Here is a 23,798-nt window from a genome sequence, read left to right as displayed (position 1 = left end):
TTACCGCACGACGCCGGCGCTTCAGTCAGTGCCGAGTTCGGCTTCCTTCCGGTCAGCTTCCGGAACGTCAGGCCCCGACCGGCTGCGTCTCTGCCCCGCCACTACTACGGCAAGGCCAGCCAATATCAGTCCCAGCCCCGCATAGGTACCAGCAGGCAGTGTTTCGTTCAGGAAGATGGCAGCAAGGATTGCTGCTCCCGGGATTTCCAGCAGGATGATCATGGAGACCAGCAAAGGGCTCATGGTCGCCAGCAAGTGGTTGAAGGCCGTATGCCCTACCAGCTGCGCGCAAACGGTGATGGCGATAATGCCAAGCCAGCCGCCGGCGTCGAACCCTGACAATGGCTGTCCGCTGACCAAAGCCATCACCGCCACGAGCGCCGCGCACATGCCGTAGCAGAGGGTGGTGTACGTTCCCGTCGCCATGGACTGGCGGGCCTTCCCGCCGGCCAGGGTGTAAAGGCCCGCCAGCGCGCCGCCAGCCACGGCCAGGAGATCGCCCAGCAGTGCTTCGGGGGACGAACCCATATCGAATCCAGTGATGGCCACAACGCCCAGGAAAGCGGTGCCCAGGCCGACCAGGACCGGCCAGCGATGCCGCGTACCCCTGAACATCTGGAAGACCGCGATCCAGGCCGATTGCAGACACACCAGGGCGGTGGCAGCAGCAACGGAGGTCAGCTGGAGCGCGGTGATGAAACAGGCAAAGTGAAAAGCCAGCGCGACGGCGGCAACCACCGACCAGCCAAACTCGCGGCGGGTGATCCGGCCGAAGGATTTCGGCTCCCTGACGGCCACCGGTGCGGCCATCACCACCGCGCCAATCGCGTTCCGCCAGAAGGCTATGGCCAGCGCGGTCACGGAGGTGGCCCCCAGCGTGCCGGCAATAAGGGGTCCGGAGGAAGCAACACCCAGGACTCCCAAGGCGGCAATGAGAAGGTTCACAGACCAACCCTAGTGTGTGGCGTGAACTGCTGATCCTCGCATGAGGATCAAACGACGGTAGTTAAATGCAAAAGTCCCGGTCATTGCTGACCGGGACTTTTCTTATGGTGGAGGCACGGGGACTCGAACCCCGAACCCCCTGCTTGCAAAGCAGGTGCGCTACCAATTGCGCCATGCCCCCATAAGAAGCAACCCGTCAATCATACCCCATCTCCGGACTGGGTTTTACCAGTTCAGGACCGGGCTCCTCGGCTAATCAACCGTATCGGTTGACTTGCTCCAGACATTCTTCCGGGCTTCGGATTCCTGGTTCTTTTTATAAACCAAGACACCTGCGATTGCCGCTGCTACAACTACCAGCAACTTCTTCACAAGTACCTCATTCCGGTTCAGTTTTACCTGAACCTGTTTAGGTTCCGTGGGCGTACCAGGACTTGAACCTGGGACCTCTTCGTTATCAGCGAAGCGCTCTAACCGCCTGAGCTATACGCCCCGATGCCTCATCGGGCCGAGATATGACTGTACAGCACTTCCCGGCCCGATCTCAAATCGAGGCAAATTCGCCGTGGATTTCCGCCTGGATCGGCGGATTTCCGCGGTTTTTTACTAGTCGTCCGTCAGGGTGACGCCAACGCCGCCAACCAATGTTGCAGAAATGTTATAGAGAACTGCCGACAGCATGGACAACGCCGTCAGCAGGACAACGTTCACCACGGCGATGATGGTGGCAAATGAGGCAACCTGGCCCAGGGAAGCGATCTTCTTCAATTCGAATCCGCTGCCTTCAGAACCGGCCAGCGTGCCCAGGAGGCTGTCCACCTGGTTGAAGATGCCCGTAAGGTCCAGCACGGTCCACAAGACGATGGCTGCCACAACAGTGACGATGCCCAGCGCTACAGAGAGCAGGAAGGCCATCTTGAGCACCGACCACGGATCCACCTTGCTCACAAGAAGGCGTGCACGGCGCACCTTCGCCTTGGGAGCTGGCTTTACCAAGCCGGGCGCTCCCTGTGCCGGACGCTGGCCGGCAGAACCTGCCGGGCGCTGTCCAGGCTGTGCCGGACGCTGTCCGGGGGCTCCTGCGGGCCGCTGACCAGCGGGGGCGGGACGCTGTCCGGCCTGCGCGGGACGCTGTCCGGGGGCGCCGGCTGGACGGGGAGCAGTGTTGGCACCTGTCGCGGGACGGGCACCTGCTGCACCCGAGCCGGAGGAGCCTGCTCCCGGGCGCTGCTGGGGACGCGCTGGAGCTCCCTGAGTGTTGCCCGAGGGCTGCCGGAGTCCGCCGGGGACACCTGTGCTCGGCTTGGGATATGAGTCGGAATTACTCACTCGTTACCTCCGGTATTGTCTTCGTTCAGCTCCGCGCCCGATTCATTGTCCGGGTCTGCGTCGTCTTCCGTTGCGGCTGTTACGGACACCGCAGCGGCGCCGTCGTTTGCAGCCAACGTTACGTCATCGTCGGCTCCGTCCTCGGACTCTTCGCCTTCCAAGCCGCGTTCGCTGTTGCGCGCAACCTCGATAATGCGGTCATTCTTGTCCGGTTTGGCAAAGATGACACCCATGGTGTCGCGGCCCTTGGCGGGGACGCCGGTCACGGCTGACCGGACCACCTTGCCGCCCTCCATGACCACCAGGACTTCATCCTCTTCCTGGACGATCAGCGCGCCAACCAGGTCCCCACGGTCCTCGGCAAGCTTGGCCACCTTGATGCCCAAGCCTCCGCGGCCCTGGAGCCGGTATTCGTCCACGGCAGTCCGTTTGGCATATCCGCCTTCGGTCACGATGAACACGAATGATCCATCCTGGACCACGTCCGCTGCCAGCAGCTCGTCGTCTTCACGGAACTTCATACCCGTGACGCCTGAGGTTGCCCGACCCATGGGGCGGAGGGCATCATCGGTGGCCGTGAAGCGGATGGACTGCCCCTTCCGCGAAACCAGGAGGAGGTCGTCTGTTTCGCTGACCAACTGCGCGGAGACCAGTTCGTCACCGTCGCGCAGGTTGATGGCAATGACGCCGGCCGTGCGGTTGGTGTCGTAATCTTCCAGTCGCGTCTTCTTGACCAGGCCGTTCTTGGTTGCCAGAACAAGGTACGGAGCTTGCTGGTAGTCCCGCAGGTCAAGAACCTGGGCGATGTGCTCGTCCGGCTGGAAGGCCAGCAGGTTGGCAACGTGCTGTCCCTTGGCGTCGCGCCCGGCTTCAGCAAGTTCGTAGGCCTTGGCACGGTAGACACGTCCCAGGTTGGTGAAGAACAGCAGCCAGTGGTGGGTGGTGGTGACGAAGAAGTGTTCCACGACGTCGTCGCCACGCAACTGGGCACCCTTGATGCCCTTGCCACCGCGTTGCTGCGAACGGTAGTTGTCGCTGCGGGTCCGCTTGACGTAGCCGCCACGGGTGATCGTGACAACCATTTCCTCTTCGGGAATGAGGTCCTCCATGGACATGTCGCCGTCGAAGCCCATCAGGATGTGCGTCCGGCGGTCATCACCGTGCTTGGCCACGATTTCGGCGAGTTCCTCGCTGATGATCTGGCGCTGGCGTTCCTCGGAAGCAAGGATCGCGTTGTATTCCTCGATCATCGCTTCGAGCTCAGCGTGGCGGTCCTGGATCTTCTGGCGTTCCAGTGCGGCCAAACGGCGGAGCTGCATGTCCAGGATGGCCCGGGCCTGCAGTTCGTCGATTTCGAGCAACTCCATGAGGCCTTCGCGGGCGGCTTCGGTGGTGTTGGATGCGCGGATCAGTGCGATGACCTCGTCCAGCATGTCCAAGGCCTTAAGGAGTGCACGCAGGATGTGCGCTTCTTCCTCGGCCTTGCGCAGGCGGTACCGGGTCCGTCGCGCAATAACGTCCATCTGGTGCGTCACCCAGTGCCGGATGAAGGCGTCCAGGCTCAAGGTGCGCGGAACGCCGTCGACAATTGCCAGCATGTTCGCCGAGAAGTTGTCCTGCAGCTGCGTGTGCTTGTAGAGGTTGTTCAGGACAACCTTGGCCACGGCATCACGCTTAAGCACAATCACCAGGCGCTGGCCGGTACGGCCGGAGGTCTCATCGCGGAGATCGGCGATGCCCTGGATCTTGCCGTCCTTGACGAGTTCTGCAATCTTGATGGCCAGGTTGTCCGGGTTGGCCTGGTACGGCAGTTCAGTAACCACCAGGCAGGTCCGGCCCTGCAGTTCCTCCACGTTGACCACTGCGCGCATGGTGATGGAGCCGCGGCCGGTGCGGTAGGCGTCCTCGATGCCCTTGTGGCCGAGGATGGTGGCACCCGTGGGGAAGTCGGGTCCCTTGATGCGCTGCAACAGCGCTTCAAGCAGCTCTTCGCGGGTGGCCGTGGGGTTCTCCAGTGCCCACTGGACGCCTTCGGCAACCTCACGGAGGTTGTGCGGCGGGATGTTGGTGGCCATGCCGACGGCGATACCCGAGGAGCCATTGACCAGCAGGTTCGGGAAACGCGCCGGCAGGATGGTGGGTTCCTGGTTCTTGCCGTCGTAGTTGTCCTGGAAGTCGACGGTTTCCTCGTCGATGTCCCGGACCATCTCCATGGCCAGCTGGGCCATCTTGGTTTCGGTGTAACGCGGGGCGGCCGCGCCGTCGTTACCGGGCGAGCCGAAGTTACCCTGGCCGAGCGCCAGCGGGTAGCGCATGGTCCAGTCCTGGATCAGGCGCACCAAGGCGTCGTAGATCGCCATGTCACCGTGCGGGTGGTAGGTACCCATGACGTCTCCCACAACGCGGGCACACTTGTTGAACGAGCGATCCGGGCGGTAACCGCCGTCGAACATCGCGTACAGAACGCGGCGGTGCACCGGCTTGAGGCCGTCACGCACGTCCGGGAGGGCACGGCCCACAATGACGGCCATGGCGTAGTCCAGGTAGGACCGCTGCATTTCCGTCTGCAGGTCAACCTGCTCCACGCGGTCTGTCAGCACATCGCCCTCAAGGACAACGTCCTCGGCGTCGGTGGAATCCGCCGGAACTTCGGGAGTTTCGTCACTCATAATCTAAGGTTTCCGTTTCAGGTATATGTCAGCTCTGGAATATTCAGGTGCCCGTTGGACCCTAGATATCGAGGAACCTGACGTCCTTGGCGTTTTGCTGGATGAAGTTACGGCGCGACTCGACGTCCTCGCCCATCAGGACGGAGAAGGTCTGGTCCGCAGCCAAAGCATCGTCCATGGTGACCTGCAGCAGGGTGCGGCGCTCAGGGTCCATGGTGGTGTCCCACAGCTCGGTGTAATCCATCTCGCCAAGGCCCTTGTAACGCTGGATGCCGTTGTCCTTGGGGAGTCGCTTGTTCATTGCAGCCCCCTTGCGGATGGTTTCATCACGCTCGCGGTCGCTGTAGACATAATCGTGCGCTGCGTTGGACCACTTGATCCTGTACAGCGGCGGCTGTGCCAGGTAGACATAACCGTTCTCGATGAGCGGGCGCATGTAACGGAACAGCAGGGTCATCAACAAGGTGGTGATGTGCTGGCCATCGACGTCGGCATCTGCCATCAGCACGATCTTGTGGTAGCGGAGCTTCGCGATATCGAAGTCCTCACCGATACCCGTGCCGAACGCAGTGATCATGGACTGGACTTCGGCGTTGCCGAGGGCCTTGTCCAGGCGGGCACGCTCAACGTTCAGGATCTTGCCTCGCAGCGGCAGGATGGCCTGCGTTTCCGGGTTCCGGCCACGCTTCGCCGAACCACCGGCCGAGTCACCCTCCACGAGGTAGACCTCGCAACGCGAAGGATCCTTGGACGAGCAGTCAGAGAGCTTGCCGGGCATGCCGAAGGACTCCAACGGGCTCTTCCGGCGTGCGTTGTCGCGTGCCTTGCGGGCAGCCATGCGCGCCTGGGCAGCTGAGATTGCCTTGCGGATGACGTCACGGGCCGGGCCCGGGTTCCGTTCCAGCCAGTCGCCGAGCTGGTCGGTGACAACGCGCTGGACAAAGCCCTTGACCTCGGAATTACCCAACTTGGTTTTGGTTTGGCCTTCGAACTGCGGTTCGGAAAGCTTCACCGAGATAACGGCTGTGAGGCCTTCACGGATGTCGTCACCTGTGAGGTTGTCTTCTTTTTCCTTGATGATGCTCTTCTCGCGCGCATAGCGGTTGATCAGCGAGGTCATCGCGGCGCGGAAGCCTTCTTCGTGGGTTCCGCCCTCATGGGTGTTGATGGTGTTCGCGTAGGTGTGGACGCTTTCGGAGTAAGCCGTGGTCCACTGCATGGCAACCTCGACGGCGATGTGCCGCTCCGTGTCTTCGGTCTCGAAAGCGATGACATCCTCGTGGACGATCTCGACCTTCTTGTTCGAGTTGAGGTGCTTGACGTAGTCCAGCAGGCCGTCCGGGTATTCGTAGACAACCGTGCGGTGTTCAGCTGCGACTTCGCCTTCGGTGGCTACGGCATCGAGGTCGAGGTCGTCGTCGCCGTCGCGGTTGACCGGACGCTCGTCAGTCAGCGTGATCCGCAGGCCCTTGTTCAGGAAGGCCATCTGCTGGAAACGGGCGCGCAAGGTTTCGAAGTCGAACTCGGTGGACTCGAAAATGGTGCCGTCCGGGTAGAACGTCTGGGACGTTCCGGTACGTTCGGTTTCTTCTCCCTTGACGAGTTCGCCCTGGGGCTTGCCGCCGTCGGCGAAAGTCATGCGCCACACGTGGCCTTGGCGGCGGACTTCGGTATCCACACGGCGGGAAAGGGCGTTCACGACGGAAATACCGACACCGTGGAGACCACCGGAAACTGCGTAACCGCCGCCGCCGAACTTACCGCCGGCGTGCAGGATGGTCATGACTACTTCAACCGTGGGCTTGCCCTCGGTGGGGTGGATATCCACGGGAATGCCGCGACCGTCATCGACCACCTGGACGCCGCCGTCAGCGCGGAGCGTTACTTCAATGTGGCTGCAGTAGCCCGCCAGGGCCTCATCAACAGAGTTATCCACCACTTCATAGACCAGGTGGTGGAGGCCGCGGGGACCGGTTGAACCGATGTACATGCCGGGGCGTTTGCGCACGGCTTCGAGGCCTTCCAGCACGGTGATGTCGCTGGCACCGTATTCCCTGGGCGCCTCCGCGGGCGTATCAGGCGTGGGAACAGTCTCCTCTTCGGGCTCTACTGCCAAGGTCTCTGCATTGTCGTTAGCCACAGGCGCTTTCGACTCCTCTGTACTCGATGTCGGCCGTTCCCGGGGCAGCGCGCGGCGAACCGCGGCCGCCAACGGGCACGTGACTGATTGCGCCGATTACTCCGACGACGAAGGTTCCGAAGTGCCACGGGTGTGGATTCAGGATCCGACGGCGTTTCACCGGCGCTCAGTGATCTACGCCAATTCTATCGTGGAAACCCGTGAATCCTTGCAAATACGGGGGCAGCCCAGAGCTGAATATGCCGATGGGAGGCCGCTGGCCCTATCTGCAATGGCCCTGCGGAGGTCCCGATGGGGGCCTATACGACTCGGGGGCGTTCAAACGCCCTGCACGCCGTTCAGCCGTACGTGTCCCGCGGGCCACGACCGTTGACGCTGCGGCCGCCTTTCCGCCAACTTGGAGCCGACGGTCCCAGTACATGGATGCTGGTGACCACGCCTTCGCCCAGTTCATTCCGGAACATCTCCAGGAGGCTGGTACTCAGCAAACGCAGCTGCGTGGCCCACGCTGTTGAATCGCAGCGGACATGCAGTGTGGTGTCCGTGAAGCTCTCGGGCGTGCAGTGGGCGGAGATGTCAGCGCCTACCAGGGTTTCCCATTCGGCCATGACGGAGCCAACTGCAACAGGTGAAGTCCAACCACGTTCCGCCACCAGGCGTCCTACGACGTTGCCCAGTCCCAGGGGATCGCGGCCGCTGCCGTGGAACTGCGTGAATCCCCTGGTGTCGCGAAGGCCTTTGCGTTTTGGAGCGGAGCCCGGCCGGGGGGCCCGCTGCCGCACTTCGCCTCGGGCTGCGGCCGCTTCACGCATGCGGTTCAGCGCGGCCTGGGCAGCGTCGATTTCGTCCGGATCCCGGCCCGGTTGAAGTCCCTCGGGACTATCCTTCGCCATCGATGCCTCCCGGAACAACGGTTACGCGCCGTCCGGCCAGCTCCTCGGGGATATCGGCATCGACGGCGGCAGTCACCAGAACCTGCTCGGCGCCGGCCACTATTGCAGCCAGTTTACGCCGGCGCTGGACATCCAATTCAGCAAAAACGTCGTCAAGGATAAGGATCGGTGCGGTGCCTCCAGTGCGGGCATCATCCAGCATGACGTAGTAGGAAGCCAGGCGCAGGGACAGGCACATGGACCAGGTTTCACCGTGCGAGGCGTAACCCTTTGCCGGAGCTTGACCAAGGGTGAGCTCCAGTTCATCGCGATGGGGCCCCACCAGCGAGATGCCCCGTTCGAGCTCCTTTTTCCGCGATGCGGCGAACGCCTGGATGTAGCGGTCGGTGAGTTCGTCAACGGACAGCAGCCGGAGATCCTCCACCGACGCCGGGGGTTCCGTCCCAGCGCTGGCCGGGCCGCCGTCGTCGTCCAATATGTCCTGGATGGTGGAGCGGTACACCGCACCGGCGTCCTTGGAGCCATCGGTGAGCTGGGCGTAGGCACTGTTCAGGTGCGGGCGCAGCCGCTCCACCAATTCGAGCCGCGCGTGCAGGAGTTCGGCTCCTGCCCGGGCCATGTGCTGGTCCCAGACATCCAGGGTTGCCTCATGGCCGGCAGTGAACTTTCCGGAACGGGCCGATTTCAGGAGGGCATTGCGCTGCTTGAGGACGCGATCGTAGTCACTGCGGGTGGCAGCATGCCGCGGAACGAGGCTCACCAGGAGCTCATCCAGGAAACGACGCCGGTTGGAAGGATCGCCTTTCACCAGCGCGAGGTCCTCGGGCGCGAAAAGGACCGTGTGGCAAATGCCCAGGATGTCCCTCGCCCGCACAGGATTACCGCGGTTGATCCGCCCTCGATTGGCCCGGCCGGCGTTGATTTCGAGCTCAATCACTGTGGACTGCTCGCCACGTACCAGCCTGGCACGAACCAAAGCCCGTTCCGTTCCGAAGCGAAGCAGTGGAGCATCCGTGCTGACGCGATGGGAACTGAGTGTGGCGAGGTACCCGATGGCTTCCATCAGATTGGTCTTGCCAATCCCGTTGGAACCCACCAGGACCGTTACGCCTGGCCCAAGCTTCAGGTCCACCTGTGCGTAGCTGCGGAAATCCGTTAGCGATAAATGTTCGAGGTACACGCCGTTTGCAGGACTCCTGCGGCCTAGTTGGCCGGACGGGTGGCGTGTCCGCCGAACTGGTGACGCAAAGCGGAAACCATCTTCATGGCCGGTGAGTTGTCCTCACGCGAGGCAAAGCGTGCGAAAAGCGCGGCGGTGATGGCCGGTGCCGGAACTGCGTTGGCGATGGCTTCCTCCACGGTCCAGCGGCCCTCGCCGGAGTCTTCGACATAGTCATCGATGGAAGCCAGGCCCGGATCTTCATCGAGTGCCTTGACCATGAGGTCCAGGAGCCAGGACCGGACAACCGTTCCCTTTTGCCATGCCCGGAATGTTCCCGGAAGGTCCTTGACGATGTCCTTGGCTGCCAGAAGTTCGTATCCTTCGGCGTATGCCTGCATGAGGCCATACTCGATGCCGTTGTGCACCATCTTGGCGTAATGCCCTGCGCCAACGCCACCAACGTGGACGAAGCTGTCTGCCCGCTCGCCTTCAGGACGCAGTGCGTCAAAGATCGGCATGGCAAGTTCGATATCTTCCTCGGCCCCGCCGGCCATGAGGCCATAACCGTTCTGGAGACCCCAAACGCCGCCGGAGACGCCGCAGTCCGCGAAACGGATGCCCTTCCCGGCAAGTGCGGCAGCGTGCTTCTGGTCTTCGGTGAAACGTGAGTTGCCGCCGTCGATCACCATATCGCCGGGGCTGAGCTTTTCGCCGAGTTCTGTCACAACCGCATCAGTGATCTCGCCAGAGGGAACCATGACCCACACAATTCGCGGAATGGGCAGGGCGGCAATGAGCTCATCCACCGAAGCAACGTCCGTGACGTCGGGATTGCGGTCGAAACCTGTGACCTCAATGCCCCCGTTCCTCATGCGCTCCCGCATGTTGAAACCCATTTTTCCAAGGCCGATCAATCCAATGTGCACAGCGTGGACTCTTTTCTGCGAAAGCGGTGGGCGGGTGGTGAAGTACCGGCTAGTTGGGAAGACGGACCGGCATCACGAGGTAACGGTAGTCGTCCTGGTCTTCGCCGTCGGCTTCAGCCTGGGCCGTGATCATGGCCGGTTTGGGCGCTGTGGTGAAGGAAAAACGCACATATTTGGTCTCGATAACGCTCAAGCCCTCAACGAGGTAGTGCGGGTTGAAGGCCACTGTGATGTCCTCGCCGGACAGTTGTGCTTCCAGCTCTTCGGAAGCCTGTGCGTCTTCACCGGTACCGGCGTCGAGGTTCAACAGGCCCTGGGTGAAGGCGAGCCGGACAGGGGTGTTGCGCTCGGCAACCAGGGAAACGCGGCGCACAGCCTCCACCAGTTCTTGGGTCTGCACGGTTGCGTGGATCGGGGTGGAGTCCGGGAAGAGCGAGCGGATCTTGGGGTAATCGCCGTCCACGAGCAGTGAGGTGGTGGTACGTCCGCCGCTTTCGAACCCAATGAGCCGGCTGTCGTCGTCGGCGAGGGCCAGGTTTATGTCGCCGCTGCCGCCGAGCGTTTTGGCAACCTCGTTGAGGGTCTTGGACTTCACCAATGCACTGGTGGAAATGCCGGGAGTGACCGGCTTCCAAGGGACTTCACGCATGGCAAGCCGGTACCGGTCCGTGGCCAACAGGGTGATGAGGTCATCCTCTATCTCCATGCGGACGCCGGTGAGGATGGGCAAAGTGTCATCCTTGCTTGCCGCGATGATGACCTGGGAAACGGCCTGTGCGAAGGCATCCCCGGGCAAGGTGCCGCTGATGGCGGGAAGCGCAGGCAATGCCGGGTATTCCGATTCAGGCATGGTTGCCAGGTGGAAGCTGCTTCGGCGGCAGGTGAGGGTGACTTTGCTGCCGTCCGTTTCTACCTCGACCGGAGCCGAAGGGAGGCTGCGGCAAATGTCTGCCAAAAGGCGGCCGGAGACCAGGATGGTGCCCTCGACCGCGATATCAGCCGGGATCTCAAGGCGCGCCGAGGTCTCGTAATCGAAGCTCGAGAGGCTTACGGTGCCCGCCTCGGCTTTGAGGAGAAGGCCGGAAAGCACAGGTACGGGCGGCCGCGGAGACAACGACCGCGCGGTCCACGTAACGGCTTCTGCCAGGACGTCGCGGTCGACTCTGAACTTCACGGAAGGGTGCCGCCTTTCATTGCTGCTGCCATGTAGTAGCTGCGGATCCCGGCTTGGAACCCGCTAAATCTTCGCAGTCCGGCAACGGAACCTGCATGGTCCGCACTGAACGAACTACAAACAAGACCCGAGGATGGGAGCGCTGCTGACAGCTTAGCCGGAAGATCCGCGATTAACCCATCCCCGTTTGCCCGGACCCCTCCTATGTGGACAGCCGCAGGCTGGCCTTGGCCTGGCCGTTGGCCGGGCTCGAAGCGCGGGAGAACGAGATTGTTATTTGAGGGATTTCAATTTTTTGGGATTCGTAGTGTTAATAACTGCTGTGGAAACTGTGGATAACCCCATCCTGGCGCTTGGATCCGCGGTTAAGGGCTGTTCATGGACTGTGCGTTAACTGGGTTTTAAACAGGGTGTGGATGGGGACAACTCCAAACCCGGTTTTTAACGATCCACAGACGGCTTAAGGGTTTTAAGCCCATTAACCGCGCTTGTCCCCTTAACTATCCACAGGCTTATCCACATGCACCTGTTAATAAGGTATGTAGTGGCGGGCGCGGTGTGGATTTCAGGAGTCGCGCTGCTGCTGTTTGATCCGGTTGGTGAGTTCAGTGACCTGGTTGTAAATCACACGACGCTCGGCCATCAGTTCGCGGATCTTGCGGTCCGCGTGGATCACGGTTGTGTGGTCGCGTCCACCAAGCTCCTGGCCGATCTTCGGCAGTGACATGTCCGTGAGCTCACGGCAGAGGTACATGGCGATCTGCCTGGCGGTCACCAAAGTGCGCGTGCGGGACTTGCTGCAGAGTTCCTCCATGCTGAGCTTGAAGTAGTCAGCTGTCTGGTCGAGGATCTGCTTCGCCGTGATTTCCTGGGCGCCGTCGTCGGTGATCAGGTCCTTGAGGACCATCTCGGCAAGGGCTACGTCCACGGGCTGGCGATTGAGGCTTGCAAAAGCCGTGACGCGGATCAGTGCGCCCTCAAGTTCGCGGATGTTGCTGGAGATCTTGGACGCGATGTATTCCAAAGCATCATCAGGGGCTGAGAGGCCTTCGCTGAGTCCCTTCTTGCGAAGGATGGCGATACGCGTTTCGAGTTCCGGCGGCTGGATGTCCGTCAGGAGGCCCCACTCGAAGCGGGATGTCATGCGGTCTTCGAAGCCGGCCAGCATCTTGGGCGGCTGGTCCGAGGTGATGACAACCTGCTTGTTGGCGTTGTGTAGGGCGTTGAACGTGTGGAAGAACTCTTCCTGGGTGCGGTCTTTGCCCGCGAGGAACTGGATGTCATCGATCAGGAGGACGTCAACGTTGCGGTAGGTGGTCTTGAAGCTGGTGCCTTCATCATCACGGATGGAGTTGATGAAGTCGTTGGTGAACTCCTCCGAATTTACGTAGCGGACGCGGATGCCGCTGTAGAGCCGGCGGGCGTAGTGGCCGATTGCGTGCAGCAGGTGCGTCTTGCCCAAGCCGGAGTCGCCGTAGATGAACAGCGGGTTGTACGCCTTGGCCGGCGCTTCTGCCACAGCGACGGCCGCCGCATGCGCAAAACGGTTCGAGGAACCGATCACGAAAGTGTCGAAGATGTACTTCGGGTTCAGTCGACCGAATTCATGGGAGGTACTTGGCGGCGTCGGCTGCGGCTTCGGTTCGGCGAAGTCAGGAACAGCGGAAAGCTCGACGGCGGGTTCCGGCTCTGCGTGCACGGGCACGAGGTCGGTATCGACGTCGATTGCGCAGCGGATGTCGTCCGAGAAGACGTTGCGAAGGGCGTCATCCAAAGCATCCTTGACCTGGGTCTGGAGGACTTCGCGGGTGAGCTCGTTGGGGACGGCCACCAACAAGGTTGAACCGATGAGGCCCTGGGCCTGGGCGAGGATGACGAAACCACGTTGGCGGGGTGTGACCCGGTCGTCTTGTTCCAGGAGGGTCAGCACCCTGCGCCAGGAACTTCCGACAGTGTTGGCGTGGTTGGCTTCGTCTACTGTCATCAATCAGTTCCTAAATACTTGCTTGCCGGCGTTGCTGGCAGCCGAGGGTGTCTCCGGCAGGCGCAGTTCCGGGCGTTAATCCACAGAGTTATGCACAGCGGGTGGACAATGGGCTACTGAGCCACTCTAGGGGATGGAATCGCCAGAAGATAGCTGGGAAGTTGCCTGTGGATAATTACACGGTTGTGGTTCGCTAAAGCGGGCTGTGAGCCACTTCATCCACAGGCTGGAAAGCTGTGTTGGACACACCTGTGGACAGGCGGGCGCCAGGCTCCCGGTTTGACTGTGGGTGTCTTTTTGCCCTAACGTTGTGAAGTCCTTTGTGTCCGCTTTTGAGATCAGTTGTAACCCCGTACGTTCACCGTGCGGAAGGCAACGGCGGCAGGCACATACAAAACTTAGCGTCGGCCAGTTCTTCCCCTTTTTTGATCGGGTGGGCGCACCTTTGATCCACTGGAGTAACTAACGTGAGCAAGCGGACTTTTCAGCCGAATAACCGCCGTCGGGCCAAGAAGCACGGCTTCCGCCTTCGTATGCGCACCCGTGCCGGCCGCGCCATCCTGGCTGCCCGTCGCGGCAAGGGCCGCGTCGAACTGTCGGCGTAAATAACTGACTTGTCGGTCAGGGTCTATCTGCGGGTTCGACGGTGCTAGCCACCCCTAACCGTCTGCGGACGTCTACCGACTTTTCAACAACTGTACGTTCCGGCGTCCGCAATGGACGCCGGAACTTAGTGTTATATACGGCTCCTATCGGAGCCGGGGAGCCGAGTCGAATCGGCTTCATTGTCTCCAAAGCCGTCGGGAACGCCGTGACCAGGAACCTCGTTAAGAGGAGACTGAGAGAAGCAGGCGCACTTTCCTTGCACACGCATGGAACGGGCCTGGCGGTCGTGGTCCGGGCACTGCCCGCAGCTGCAAATGCGAGCTGGGAGCAGTTGCTCTCGGACTACAACGCCGCACTGGCAGTGACGACGAAGCGATTGGGTGGCTCAGTTCCGCGCAAGGCTTCGACCGAACACAACGGCACCACAACGGAAGGGACACCGCGTGCATGACATGAGCACCGCCGTCGTTCCTTCCTTAAGCGAGCCCTCCGGGAAGGTTCCCCAGCGGAGCCTTTCGGCAGCGGTCGGTACCTTCCTCTGGGAGCTGCCCCGCAACATCCTCATCATCCTGCTGAAGACATACCGCAAGGTGATCTCGCCCCTGTACGGCCAGGTTTGCCGTTTCTTTCCCTCCTGCTCGGCCTACGCCTTGGAAGCAGTAACGGTGCATGGCGCCGTGAAGGGAAGCTGGCTCGCAGCCAAAAGGCTCGCCAAATGCCACCCCTGGAACGCTGGTGGAGTGGACCATGTCCCCGCCGGCCACCGTCATTGGCCCGAAGGCCGGACGCCCACAATTGTTGTACTGAACAATCCGGACCAGTTCCTGGCTGCTCAGGCTGATGAAGAAGGCCGCTCGGCGGCCTAACGAATAGGGATATCGTATGGACTTCTTTGGAACGATCATGTTTCCGTTCAAGTGGCTGGTGTCAATCATCATGGTTGGCTTCCACGACGGACTGAGCTTCATTGGCCTGCCGGCCGCGAATGGCTGGACGTGGACGCTGTCCATCATCGGCCTGGTGCTGGTGATCCGTGCCGCCCTGATTCCTGTGTTCGTCAAGCAGATCAAGGCGCAGCGCGGCATGCAGCTGCTGCAGCCTGACCTGAAGAAGCTGCAGACCAAGTACAAGGGCAAGACCGATCAGCTCTCCCGCCAAGCCATGGCTCAGGAGCAGATGGCCCTGTACAAGAAGCACGGCACCAACCCGTTCTCCGCATGCTTGCCGATGCTGATCCAGATGCCGTTCTTCTTCGCCCTGTTCCAGGTGCTGTCTGGTATTTCGACTGCAAAGAACGCAGGCGAGGGCATCGGCGCGCTGAGCCACGAACAGGTCGTCGAGTTCGATCAGTCGAGCATCTTTGGTGCGCCGCTGTCGGCATCGTTGCTCCACGGTGGGGTACCGGGTACGGAAGTTGCCGTTTGGACCCTCTCCATCATCATGATCCTTGCAATGACTGCCTCGCAGTTCATTACGCAGAAGCAGATCATGGCCAAGAACATGTCCGAAGAAGCCATGGCCAGCCCGTTCATGCGCCAGCAGAAGATGATGCTGTACATCCTGCCGCTCGTGTTCGGTATTGGTGGCATCAACTTCCCGATCGGTGTCCTTATCTACTGGACCACCACCAACCTCTGGACCATGGGCCAGCAGTTCTTCGTCATTCGCCGCATGCCCACTCCCGGATCCCCCGCAGCGAAGGCTCTCGAAGAGCGCCGAGCAGCCAAGGGCCTGCCCCCGCTCCTGGGTGGCAAGAAGACTGCCGACGCCGCTGCTGAAGCCGAAGCTGCTGCGGCCGCGGCAGCAGAAATCCGGGCACAGCGCGTCCAGCCACAACGTAAGAACAGGAAGAAGAAGTAATGTCTGCCGAGAGCACCGAAGAAGTTACCACCGCCGTAACTGAAGACCAGGACGACTCCCAGGAAGAGACGCAATCCAAGACGGCCAGCCGCTTGGAAGAGGAAGGCGACATCGCCGCCGATTACCTCGAAGAACTTCTTGATATCGCCGACATCGACGGCGACATCGACATTGAGGTCCGCAATGGACGTACCTACATTTCCATCGGTACCGATGAAGAATCGGATGCCCTGGACAGCCTTGTTGGGCGCGACGGTGAAGTCCTTGAAGCCCTCCAGGAACTCGCCCGGCTGTCCGTTCTCTCCGCAACTGAAACCCGCTCACGCCTGGTGCTCGACATCAACGGATACCGCAAGGAGCGCGCCGGCGTCCTGCAGCAGATCGCCGAGGACGCCGTGGCCAAGGTCAAGGCAGACGGCGGAACTGTCGCGTTGGAACCGATGAGTGCTTACGAGCGCAAGATCGTCCACGACGCCGTAGCTGATCTTGGCTTCGTCTCCGAGTCCGAGGGCGAAGGCGCTGGCCGCCACATCGTCGTCTCTGCCGACTAGGCCCATGGTCGAAATCACCGCAGCTGAACTGACAGCGGCAGAGAAGATTTTTGGGGAGCGTTTGGATCTTGCCAAGCGCTACGTTGAACATCTGGCTACTTCTGGCACGGAGCGTGGGCTGATCGGCCCGCGCGAGATCCCCCGCTTGTGGAGCCGGCACGTCCTCAACTGTGCCGTCATCGAGTCCGCCATTGCGCATGACAGCCACGTAGCCGACGTCGGATCCGGCGCGGGACTGCCTGGACTGTGCCTTGCGATCGCCCGGCCGGATCTCGAACTGACCCTTATTGAGCCCCTGGAGCGTCGTGTCATCTGGCTTCAGGAAGTAGTGGATGACCTGGGCTTGGACAACGTCACCATCATGCGGACCCGTGCCGAACTGGCCGTCGGCATGGTGGACGCCGACGTCGTAACCGCCAGGGCTGTGTCAGCCCTGACGAACCTCGCCGGGCTGACTATCCCGCTGCTGAACGGCAATGGTGAGGTGGTTGCCATCAAGGGCCGCAGCGCTGCTGAAGAGATTGAGAAAGCCAGCAAAGTCATCCGTAGGCTCGGCGGCGTGGAAACCTCCGTTGTGGTTTGCGGACAGGAGCTCTTGGAGGAACCCACCACTGTGGTGAGGATTATCGTCAAGAAGCACGGAAAGACGGCGTAGATCCCGCTTGGTTTCCCGCGTGTCGGCGGCTGAGCGGTTAGGCTAGAGAACGGCAGCAAGCGCCGAATGAGAGTGAGAGTGTGACCAGTGGGCAGTAGTGAAACCTCCACGCAGCGGATTCCCCCGTTTATGTCTTTGGGGTCCGCGCGGGCCATGGCTACACCCTCTGCGTCCCTCCAGTCCGCGATCGTGAATACTAATTCAGTTTCAAATGCTGCAGTTTCACGTGAAACCGTCTCAGATGGAGTGCAGAACGTCATGGATTCCATCGATGATTCCAGCCCAATCGCACGGCAGCTCGCCAATGAAACGCGGCGCCGTGAACGGTTGATCGGCCGGGAGCTGCCAAAGCCGGACGGAACACGTATTTTCACGGTTTCCAACCAGAAGGGTGGAGTTGGCAAGACCACCACCACCGTGAACATCGCCGCTGCGTTGGCATCAGCAGGGCTCAACGTGCTGGTGATCGATATTGATCCCCAGGGAAATGCGTCCACAGCGTTGGGAATCGAGCATCATGCCGATGTGGACAGCATCTACGATGTCCTCATCAACGACCTCCCTTTGAAAGACGTCGTGGCTCCCTGCCCCGACATCCCGAATCTGATCTGCGCGCCGGCCACCATTCATCTGGCCGGCGCAGAAATCGAACTCGTGTCGCTGGTGGCGCGTGAGCAGCGGCTTCGCCGCGCCATCGACGTTTATGCCAAGGAGCGCGAGAAGAACGGTGAAGGCCGCCTGGACTTCATCTTCATTGACTGCCCGCCCAGCCTCGGCCTGCTCACGGTCAATGCCTTCTGCGCGGCCAGCGAAGTTCTCATTCCCATCCAGTGCGAGTACTACGCACTTGAAGGACTGAGCCAGCTCCTGAAGAACATTGAGATGATCCAGAAGCACCTCAACGCCGATCTGGTGGTCTCCACGATCCTCTTGACCATGTATGACGGCAGGACAAACCTTGCCGCCCAAGTCGCGTCGGAAGTCCGTCAGCATTTCCCCCAGCAGGTGCTCAGCGCCGTGGTGCCGCGCTCGGTACGTATCTCCGAGGCGCCGAGCTACCAGCAGACGGTCATGACGTACGATCCTTCATCGAGCGGCGCGCTGTCCTATATGGAAGCCGCCGCCGAAATCGCTGAGCGCTAGAATTCTTGAAACACTGCAACAGCCTGGGCCAGTCCGTGCCCGGCTATTCCATCGGAGGGATGAATCAATGAGCGAAAAGCGAAGGGGCCTCGGCAGGGGTCTTGGGGCTCTCATTCCCAGCTCGGCTGCGGCCCAGGGAAACGGTGCCGCTCCCTCCCGTCCCGTGGACTTGTTTTTCCCTGAAGCGCGGAAGACGGCAGAACCCGCGGCCGAGGCCGTTCGTGAGGACGTCGAAGGATCTGAGAGCACCGCCTCAGCCAAGTCATCTGCAGAGGCTCGCACCTCCAAGGCTCCGGCTACTAAAGCTGCTGCCAAAGCACCCGCAAAAGCTGCGGCTGCGAAGACGCCTGCCGCCAAGCCGGGTGCTCCGCGTGCGACACCCGCTGAGGCCTTGGTAGTCGAGCAGCCGGAGCCCGCCGCCGCTGCTGATGTCCAGACGCCATCGGCCGCCGGGAAAGCATCCGCTGCACCTCAAGCAAACGACGTCGAATTGGTGGAAGTACCGGGAGCCCGATTCGCCGAGATTCCCGTCGGAGACATTCATCCGAACCGCAAACAGCCTCGTTCTGTCTTCGATGAAGACGACATGGCCGAGCTGGTGCACTCCGTTCGGGAAATCGGCGTCCTCCAGCCAATTGTTGTACGTACTTCAACCGAAAAAGGTGGAGAACCCTACGAGCTCGTCATGGGCGAGCGTCGGTGGCGGGCAGTGCAAGCCGCGGGACTGGAAACAATCCCTGCGATTGTCCGTGACACCACAGATGATGACCTCCTCCGTGATGCATTGCTGGAGAACCTGCACCGCAGCCAGTTGAACCCCTTGGAAGAGGCTGCGGCTTACCAGCAGCTCCTCGAGGACTTTGGGACCACTCATGAACAGCTTGCGGACCGTATTGGCCGGTCACGGCCCCAGGTATCCAACACGCTCCGCCTGCTCAAGCTTCCGCCGCTGGTACAGCGACGGGTAGCCGCCGGCGTTCTGTCGGCAGGTCACGCGCGGGCGCTCTTGTCTCTTCCCGATGCCGCCGCAATGGAACGCCTCGCTCAGCGGATCGTAGCGGAGGGTATGTCGGTGCGCGCTACGGAAGAGGCCGTGACGCTGTACCAGGACCCCACTACGCCTGCGAAGAACAGCATTCCCAAGCCGAATGCCCGTCATGAGCGACTCGATTACCTGGCCTCATCGCTTTCGGACCGCTTGGATACGAATGTGAAAATCACCCTGGGAGCCCGAAAGGGACGGGTTAGCATCGAATTCGCGAGCGTCGAAGACCTTAACCGTATTATGGATGTTCTGGGGCCCGGCTCCGAGGACTGAATCGGATTGGCTTTGACGAGAAGGACCCATTCTTAGAGTGGGTCCTTTGCTTTTCCTTGGATGTGGAGGAAGCGCCAGACGGTAGTTCCTCCATAAAGGACTTTCAATCTGCAGAAGGCCGGACTGTTTCACGTGAAACGTGGGTGGACGCGGTACCGGCGCAACTTTAGCTCGCCTGTAACCCTTGTGTTGGCCTTTCGGTCGGTAGAAAGCAGTTTCTGACTCCCTGTTTTGCGTGAACCACACGAAGGACTCCGCCCAATTACTCCGTTGGCCGTGGTGCACCCTTGGCGCGAAACGTTGATCCAGTGGCAAAGAGTGCGCAGTCTCCCTTAGGGAAGCTTAAGAGGAGTGAAACGAATTACGCTGGGCCGCGGTTCGCAGCCACTACCCCGTCTTAGCGTATTGCTCTGCCGTAATTCTTCTGAGACGTTGAACCGAAGGAAGCCGGGAAACTGGTGAGCTAAGGGCGTTTCACGTGAAACATGCATTATCTGCAGGGAAGAGAGCCTGCTCGGAAGCAGGGCTATCGACTAAACCGACACGATCGTGAGCGCAGTTGTTGCCATAGCAGGGGTGGAGCGACGCAGCGCTAGGTTATTCACGGATGACTCAGGCCCCCAGCGGTGCTGCTGCTTGCAGTGTAAAAAGGGGTGAAGACCGCTACCGGTTAGTCCATACGTGCCGATGATATCCGCGCTCCCGCACGTCGTAGGACAGTAGCGAAGGACCGCATATGGCTTCCTGTTTCACGTGAAACATGCACATCCCCCTCACTACCTAGGAATAGTAGCCGTAACTGTGTCTATTTGTACCCATAGGGTGGAGCGACCGCCATACCCTGCCCACATACAAGGGGCCCGGAATGTAGCAGTTGGGGAGCCCCGAACGTCCGGAACGATAGCGTATCTATGTCCTGACCGACCGGTGTGACCGGCATGAGCTCAACTCTGTTGTCCGTGGTGGCCTGTCTCTAAGGTGCGAAGCAAGGAAAAGAAGCCTAAAGAGGATTCAAATCAGAAGTCCAGAGGACCAATAGACGTTCCATATATCGCGGCGCCGGGCGCCGACCCATTACATGGAGAAATGCGGCTGAGCCAAGACTCAGGCACCGGATTTGGGGCTGCCATCAGGACATCGTCACCTCCCCGCGCCTGACCCGGACTCCAAGCCTGGCCCGACATAGAGCCTCTCGGTGCGGCACTTCTATTGGGCCGAGAGGGGCGCCCAACAGGGTTTGGTTCGGTGATTCGATTCCTCAGCGATACGTGGATCAGGTGACCAGACCTCCCTAGCAATTCGTCCATTTGGCGTGCGGGTAGTCCCCTGGGCTGGCGAGACGGCGTCTGAGCTAAACTTTGGCCAGGAACGAAACTTGGTGTCGCTAGGCGCAAATGCACCCCGTACTCCCCTTCTCCCGCGGCGCTCATGGGTTGCTGCTCCGCGCTGGGTGACTGTGTCTGCCGTGCTCTCGAGCGTACGAGGTACTTCGGGCGGTAAAAATGACGGTTTCACGACAGGAGGTGGCGGCGCCGTCTCCGGCGCTTTGGCCGAGGTCGCTACGTGGAATGGTCCGCCCCCTCTCCGAGGAGCCGCGACGTATCCTGGAGCAAGACCTCCAAGGGCGCGGTCTTGCTGCCGCGTTTAGGCGCTGTTGGCGCGTGAGCTGGAGGTGAGTAGGAACTCTGCGTCGGCAGCACATTCTGAATCGGACCCGCTTCAAATTCCAACCATACCCGCGCATTTTCACCTCGCTCGTAGCTCGGTCGGTAGCGCCCATAAACGTGCCGCCAGCTAGGGACTCAAACGAACGCAGTGGGCTCGTGACCCATTTTGTGAGCACAAGTGCCGTAGGAACCAACAAGATCGCCATGCGCTCGGAATCCATGTATGCGCGCCGTCCGGTAGATGCCGTTCGAGTGCATCCGCCTGGTCGTGCGATTGGGCCCATTCTCCGTTGAAGTGTCCCACTACTCAGGATGCCCCCCATCGAGCAGTGGCCGGCCTTAAGGGGGCGGGAGCTACTACCAAACGACGGACTAGTTTTCACGGGTGTTTATTGGTCTCTTTATGGGTTCTACTCCGCCCTGAGAGGTGGAGCGGGAACGGTCCATGGGTCCATACGGGTGGATCCGATGCGCCCCTCGGGGGCTGGCGCTCCTCCCCCTCACCGTCGCGTACAGCGTCACCTCCGAGTGGGAGCCATGCAGGCAAGGGTCGATTCATCAGATGTTGTCGTGACTGGAGAGAAAAGTTGAGGGTGGCTTTGCAGAGTGCCTACGATCCACACCTATTGATACTGACAACCGACGGGGCTGAGGATGCCTCACGGAGTAGTGCCGCGTCAGGACCGGACTTACGGAGGGCCCCGTGTGAGGCCATGTTTCACGTGAAACGCTCCTAACGCCCTCCGCGCATATCCGTGTTGCGCGCCGATGCCGACTGTGAATATCGCGGTGGATAACCCTGTGGATAACATTGGGGAAAAGACGGCCACCCACCGTCGCTGCTTCGCAGTACGACGGCGCCTGCAGGGACTGGATACGTCCGTTCAGTGGGTCAATGAGCGCCTCCGACAAAATACGGTGAACCGCGAAGCCCTAGATACTACCAACTGCGAACTATGGATGCGTTTTACACGTCAGCGCATTGTATTTCGGCCTATTTGGTTAGACAGCGCCGCAGTGTCGCATGGGCGAGTGAAGTGTGGATTGCTAGTGGCTGCTCGTATGCCGTCTGGTCATTCGGTTCGACTCGCTCTGTCGCTACTGGCCCATCACAAGGCCGGGGATAAGGCTGTGGATAACTGTGTGCATAAGATCACCCTCCCCTGCGGATAACTCTGTGGGAATTGGTGGCGAGCTAAAGGAGTCTTGCAATTTCGGCGCCTCGGTAGGAACTCGTCGGTATGTCTCACCGACCCCATGAGTTTCGTTGGGCGCATTCTAGGAGTGATGTGGGTCCCCGGCCTCACAAGACCCTTGGGGACAACGGGTCCTATGATCACCTGTTTGAAAGCTAGAGTGTCCGAGAACATCGGGCGCACGTCATATTCATCCGATGTCTCGGTGCGACGGCCTGAGGCCTGACAAGTTCGTATAAACCGCCCCTACGCTATACCGCGAGGTCTACTGGAAGGGGCCTGACTGTTCTCCTTCGGTGGCACGCCTGGTTCGCAGTAGGGCAGGTGGCATATGGCAGGTGGCAGCTCCGAACGTGCGTGGTTGGCGTGAGTGGTTCCCGACCGACCCTGGGTGAAGTGGCGTAGCTCTTGAGGCGGCCTATTCGACTCGGTCGGGTGTGATGTCATGGCGCACCGCTGCAGTTCACGGTGCTTCTTGTGATTGATCGGTGTCCGGGCGTCATCCTTCACGTCAGTAAGCAGCTCTGCCTCCGCGGCCCAGGTGGGTCTCGTTTCACGTGAAACATGACAGTGTGAGGTCGAACCCCGCGCCTAGGCATGCAGAGTGTAGAGGGTGCTGAACCCGGTGCTCGCCAGGCCGTGCACGTCCAGGACGAACTCCCCGTTGGTGCTGCAAGGCGGGGTACCCCTACTGCTCCTAGTCAGCTAGGGCCAGCGGGTCGCCTTCCAGAACAGCAGGCGTTGGATCCGGGGCTGATTCCCAAGAAGTTCGAGCTGGCAGAAGCACCAACTAGAACTCTAGGCGTGCAGGAGGGCACGCGTGGCGTTGGCCTACTCGCGGCACTCCATATGTTTGACGTAGGGGCTCGTTCCTTTGCTCCCTACCTATTGAGCCGCGCGCTACGGCTGTGGGGGCCTGCAGCGCACTTTGAAAGCTCCGGACCAGCCCTAGCAAGCTATAGCGCAGGACAGTCGAAACACTACACCACGCGAGCCAAATGTCGGCAGCGCTCCTCTCAACCTCAACTACCTCTCCCGAGAAGCATGGTTTCACGTGAAACAGGGCGTACGGAAGGGCATGACAGCCACGCGCAGAGAAGCTACCTGGGAGCGCGGCCATTGGGCATTCATGATGCGACCGCTGCCTCGTCGGTTTATGGATCTCCCGAGGCTCTGCAGCCCAGTTGACTAATCAGATCCATTAGCGAAAGCTGTCAGGCCCCTCTGGCGTTGAAGCTCTAGGGCCGCTCATGGGATCGCTCTGCGCGCCCCCACCAGACGCTTTAGTGTCGTTCATTTCCAGGCTTCACGGCTTTGGGGTGCTAGTTGCCCAATATGGTCCCCAGCACTCGACTGGTGATGTTGAGAACTTCACCTTGGAGTTAACGATCCCGAGGAACGCCGAATGGAGTTGCGCGCTGAATTTGCACTGAAGGGAAGTCACTTCCGTGCTCCTGAGGCAATCACGGTCCTCTTTTAGAGCCCGCTAGCTCCATCCGACACGGCTGTAGGGGCCTCTGCTTAGACCCCTGAGTGTCGACTGAGCGCTCTGAGTGGCTTGGGGCAGCGTGGTCGCTCCA

The 23,798-nt window shown here is 60.7% G+C and carries 18 protein-coding genes and 2 tRNA genes; 8 read left to right on the top strand and 12 right to left on the bottom strand.

Annotated features, from left to right (window positions below; translation table 11 throughout):
* Positions 1–21 precede the first annotated feature (21 nt).
* From AB0N72_RS09555 to dnaA, 12 genes are all read right to left on the bottom strand, one after another.
* Positions 22–945 (bottom strand): DMT family transporter, encoded by a 924-nt coding sequence (locus tag AB0N72_RS09555; RefSeq protein ID WP_363932353.1) that lies wholly within the window; start codon positions 943–945, stop codon positions 22–24.
* Positions 946–1,050: 105 nt separating this feature from the next.
* Positions 1,051–1,126 (bottom strand) — tRNA-Ala (locus AB0N72_RS09550).
* Positions 1,127–1,197: 71 nt separating this feature from the next.
* Positions 1,198–1,317, bottom strand: coding sequence for a DLW-39 family protein (locus tag AB0N72_RS09545; RefSeq protein ID WP_363932352.1), 120 nt, complete (start codon positions 1,315–1,317; stop codon positions 1,198–1,200).
* Between the two features lie 47 nt (positions 1,318–1,364).
* Positions 1,365–1,438: transfer RNA gene (locus tag AB0N72_RS09540), tRNA-Ile, on the bottom strand.
* Positions 1,439–1,551: 113 nt separating this feature from the next.
* On the bottom strand, positions 1,552–2,274 hold the full coding sequence (locus AB0N72_RS09535; protein ID WP_363932349.1) for a DUF3566 domain-containing protein: 723 nt from the start codon (positions 2,272–2,274) through the stop codon (positions 1,552–1,554).
* Positions 2,271–4,943: a DNA gyrase subunit A gene (gene gyrA, locus AB0N72_RS09530; RefSeq protein WP_363932347.1), complete on the bottom strand. Its 2,673-nt coding sequence runs from the start codon at positions 4,941–4,943 to the stop codon at positions 2,271–2,273. Before gyrA ends, AB0N72_RS09535 begins: the two co-directional genes overlap by 4 nt.
* A 61-nt stretch (positions 4,944–5,004) precedes the next feature.
* A complete protein-coding gene (gene gyrB, locus AB0N72_RS09525) occupies positions 5,005–7,083 on the bottom strand; it encodes a DNA topoisomerase (ATP-hydrolyzing) subunit B (protein ID WP_363932345.1) in 2,079 nt (692 codons plus the stop codon).
* Between the two features lie 338 nt (positions 7,084–7,421).
* Entirely contained in the window at positions 7,422–7,976 is a 555-nt protein-coding gene (locus AB0N72_RS09520; RefSeq protein WP_363932344.1) for a DciA family protein, read from the bottom strand.
* Complete coding sequence (recF, locus tag AB0N72_RS09515) at positions 7,963–9,156, bottom strand: DNA replication/repair protein RecF (RefSeq protein ID WP_363932343.1); 1,194 nt, start codon at positions 9,154–9,156, stop codon at positions 7,963–7,965. The genes AB0N72_RS09520 and recF overlap by 14 nt, the downstream gene beginning before the upstream one ends.
* A 23-nt stretch (positions 9,157–9,179) precedes the next feature.
* A complete protein-coding gene (gene gnd, locus AB0N72_RS09510) occupies positions 9,180–10,064 on the bottom strand; it encodes a phosphogluconate dehydrogenase (NAD(+)-dependent, decarboxylating) (RefSeq protein ID WP_363932341.1) in 885 nt (294 codons plus the stop codon).
* 49 nt (positions 10,065–10,113) lie between these two features.
* The gene (gene dnaN / locus AB0N72_RS09505; protein ID WP_011772783.1) at positions 10,114–11,238 is read right to left on the bottom strand and encodes a DNA polymerase III subunit beta; all 1,125 of its coding nucleotides are present in this window, start codon (positions 11,236–11,238) and stop codon (positions 10,114–10,116) included.
* Between the two features lie 565 nt (positions 11,239–11,803).
* The gene (gene dnaA, locus AB0N72_RS09500) at positions 11,804–13,222 is read right to left on the bottom strand and encodes a chromosomal replication initiator protein DnaA (protein WP_018778482.1); all 1,419 of its coding nucleotides are present in this window, start codon (positions 13,220–13,222) and stop codon (positions 11,804–11,806) included.
* 467 nt (positions 13,223–13,689) lie between these two features.
* Between dnaA and rpmH the strand changes: the two genes are divergently transcribed.
* The 8 genes from rpmH to AB0N72_RS09460 all read left to right on the top strand — a co-directional run bounded on the left by rpmH (position 13,690) and on the right by AB0N72_RS09460 (position 19,355).
* On the top strand, positions 13,690–13,827 hold the full coding sequence (gene rpmH / locus AB0N72_RS09495; protein WP_011776797.1) for a 50S ribosomal protein L34: 138 nt from the start codon (positions 13,690–13,692) through the stop codon (positions 13,825–13,827).
* A 41-nt stretch (positions 13,828–13,868) separates the two neighbouring features.
* Complete coding sequence (rnpA, locus tag AB0N72_RS09490) at positions 13,869–14,279, top strand: ribonuclease P protein component (protein ID WP_363932337.1); 411 nt, start codon at positions 13,869–13,871, stop codon at positions 14,277–14,279.
* Position 14,280: 1 nt separating this feature from the next.
* Positions 14,281–14,694, top strand: a complete 414-nt coding sequence (gene yidD / locus AB0N72_RS09485; protein ID WP_363932641.1) for a membrane protein insertion efficiency factor YidD — start codon at positions 14,281–14,283, stop codon at positions 14,692–14,694.
* Positions 14,695–14,710: 16 nt separating this feature from the next.
* Positions 14,711–15,688, top strand: a complete 978-nt coding sequence (gene yidC / locus AB0N72_RS09480; RefSeq protein WP_363932335.1) for a membrane protein insertase YidC — start codon at positions 14,711–14,713, stop codon at positions 15,686–15,688.
* Positions 15,688–16,239 carry a R3H domain-containing nucleic acid-binding protein gene (locus tag AB0N72_RS09475; protein WP_363932334.1) on the top strand — a complete coding sequence of 184 codons (552 nt, stop codon included), beginning with the start codon at positions 15,688–15,690 and terminating at the stop codon, positions 16,237–16,239. The genes yidC and AB0N72_RS09475 overlap by 1 nt, the downstream gene beginning before the upstream one ends.
* 4 nt (positions 16,240–16,243) lie before the next feature.
* Entirely contained in the window at positions 16,244–16,894 is a 651-nt protein-coding gene (rsmG, locus tag AB0N72_RS09470; protein ID WP_363932332.1) for a 16S rRNA (guanine(527)-N(7))-methyltransferase RsmG, read from the top strand.
* 87 nt (positions 16,895–16,981) lie between these two features.
* A complete protein-coding gene (locus tag AB0N72_RS09465; RefSeq protein ID WP_363932330.1) occupies positions 16,982–18,037 on the top strand; it encodes a ParA family protein in 1,056 nt (351 codons plus the stop codon).
* Between the two features lie 67 nt (positions 18,038–18,104).
* Positions 18,105–19,355 carry a ParB/RepB/Spo0J family partition protein gene (locus tag AB0N72_RS09460; RefSeq protein WP_363932328.1) on the top strand — a complete coding sequence of 417 codons (1,251 nt, stop codon included), beginning with the start codon at positions 18,105–18,107 and terminating at the stop codon, positions 19,353–19,355.
* Positions 19,356–23,798 lie beyond the last annotated feature (4,443 nt).

Origin of the sequence: Paenarthrobacter sp. NPDC089307 (assembly GCF_040685055.1) — a bacterium.
GTDB lineage: Bacteria > Actinomycetota > Actinomycetes > Actinomycetales > Micrococcaceae > Arthrobacter.
Note: the sequence above shows the minus strand (reverse complement) of the source record. Positions and strands in the feature narration are given on the sequence as shown.

Bases quoted from the DNA above. Each gene is read 5' to 3' on its own strand.
- gyrA (WP_363932347.1), bottom strand. From the start codon at position 4,943: ATGAGTGACGAAACTCCCGAAGTTCCGGCGGATTCCACCGACGCCGAG.
- AB0N72_RS09520 (WP_363932344.1), bottom strand. From the start codon at position 7,976: ATGGCGAAGGATAGTCCCGAGGGACTTCAACCGGGCCGGGATCCGGAC.
- dnaA (WP_018778482.1), bottom strand. From the start codon at position 13,222: ATGACAGTAGACGAAGCCAACCACGCCAACACTGTCGGAAGTTCCTGG.
- yidD (WP_363932641.1), top strand. From the start codon at position 14,281: ATGAGCACCGCCGTCGTTCCTTCCTTAAGCGAGCCCTCCGGGAAGGTT.
- yidC (WP_363932335.1), top strand. From the start codon at position 14,711: ATGGACTTCTTTGGAACGATCATGTTTCCGTTCAAGTGGCTGGTGTCA.
- AB0N72_RS09475 (WP_363932334.1), top strand. From the start codon at position 15,688: ATGTCTGCCGAGAGCACCGAAGAAGTTACCACCGCCGTAACTGAAGAC.
- rsmG (WP_363932332.1), top strand. From the start codon at position 16,244: ATGGTCGAAATCACCGCAGCTGAACTGACAGCGGCAGAGAAGATTTTT.
- AB0N72_RS09460 (WP_363932328.1), top strand. From the start codon at position 18,105: ATGAGCGAAAAGCGAAGGGGCCTCGGCAGGGGTCTTGGGGCTCTCATT.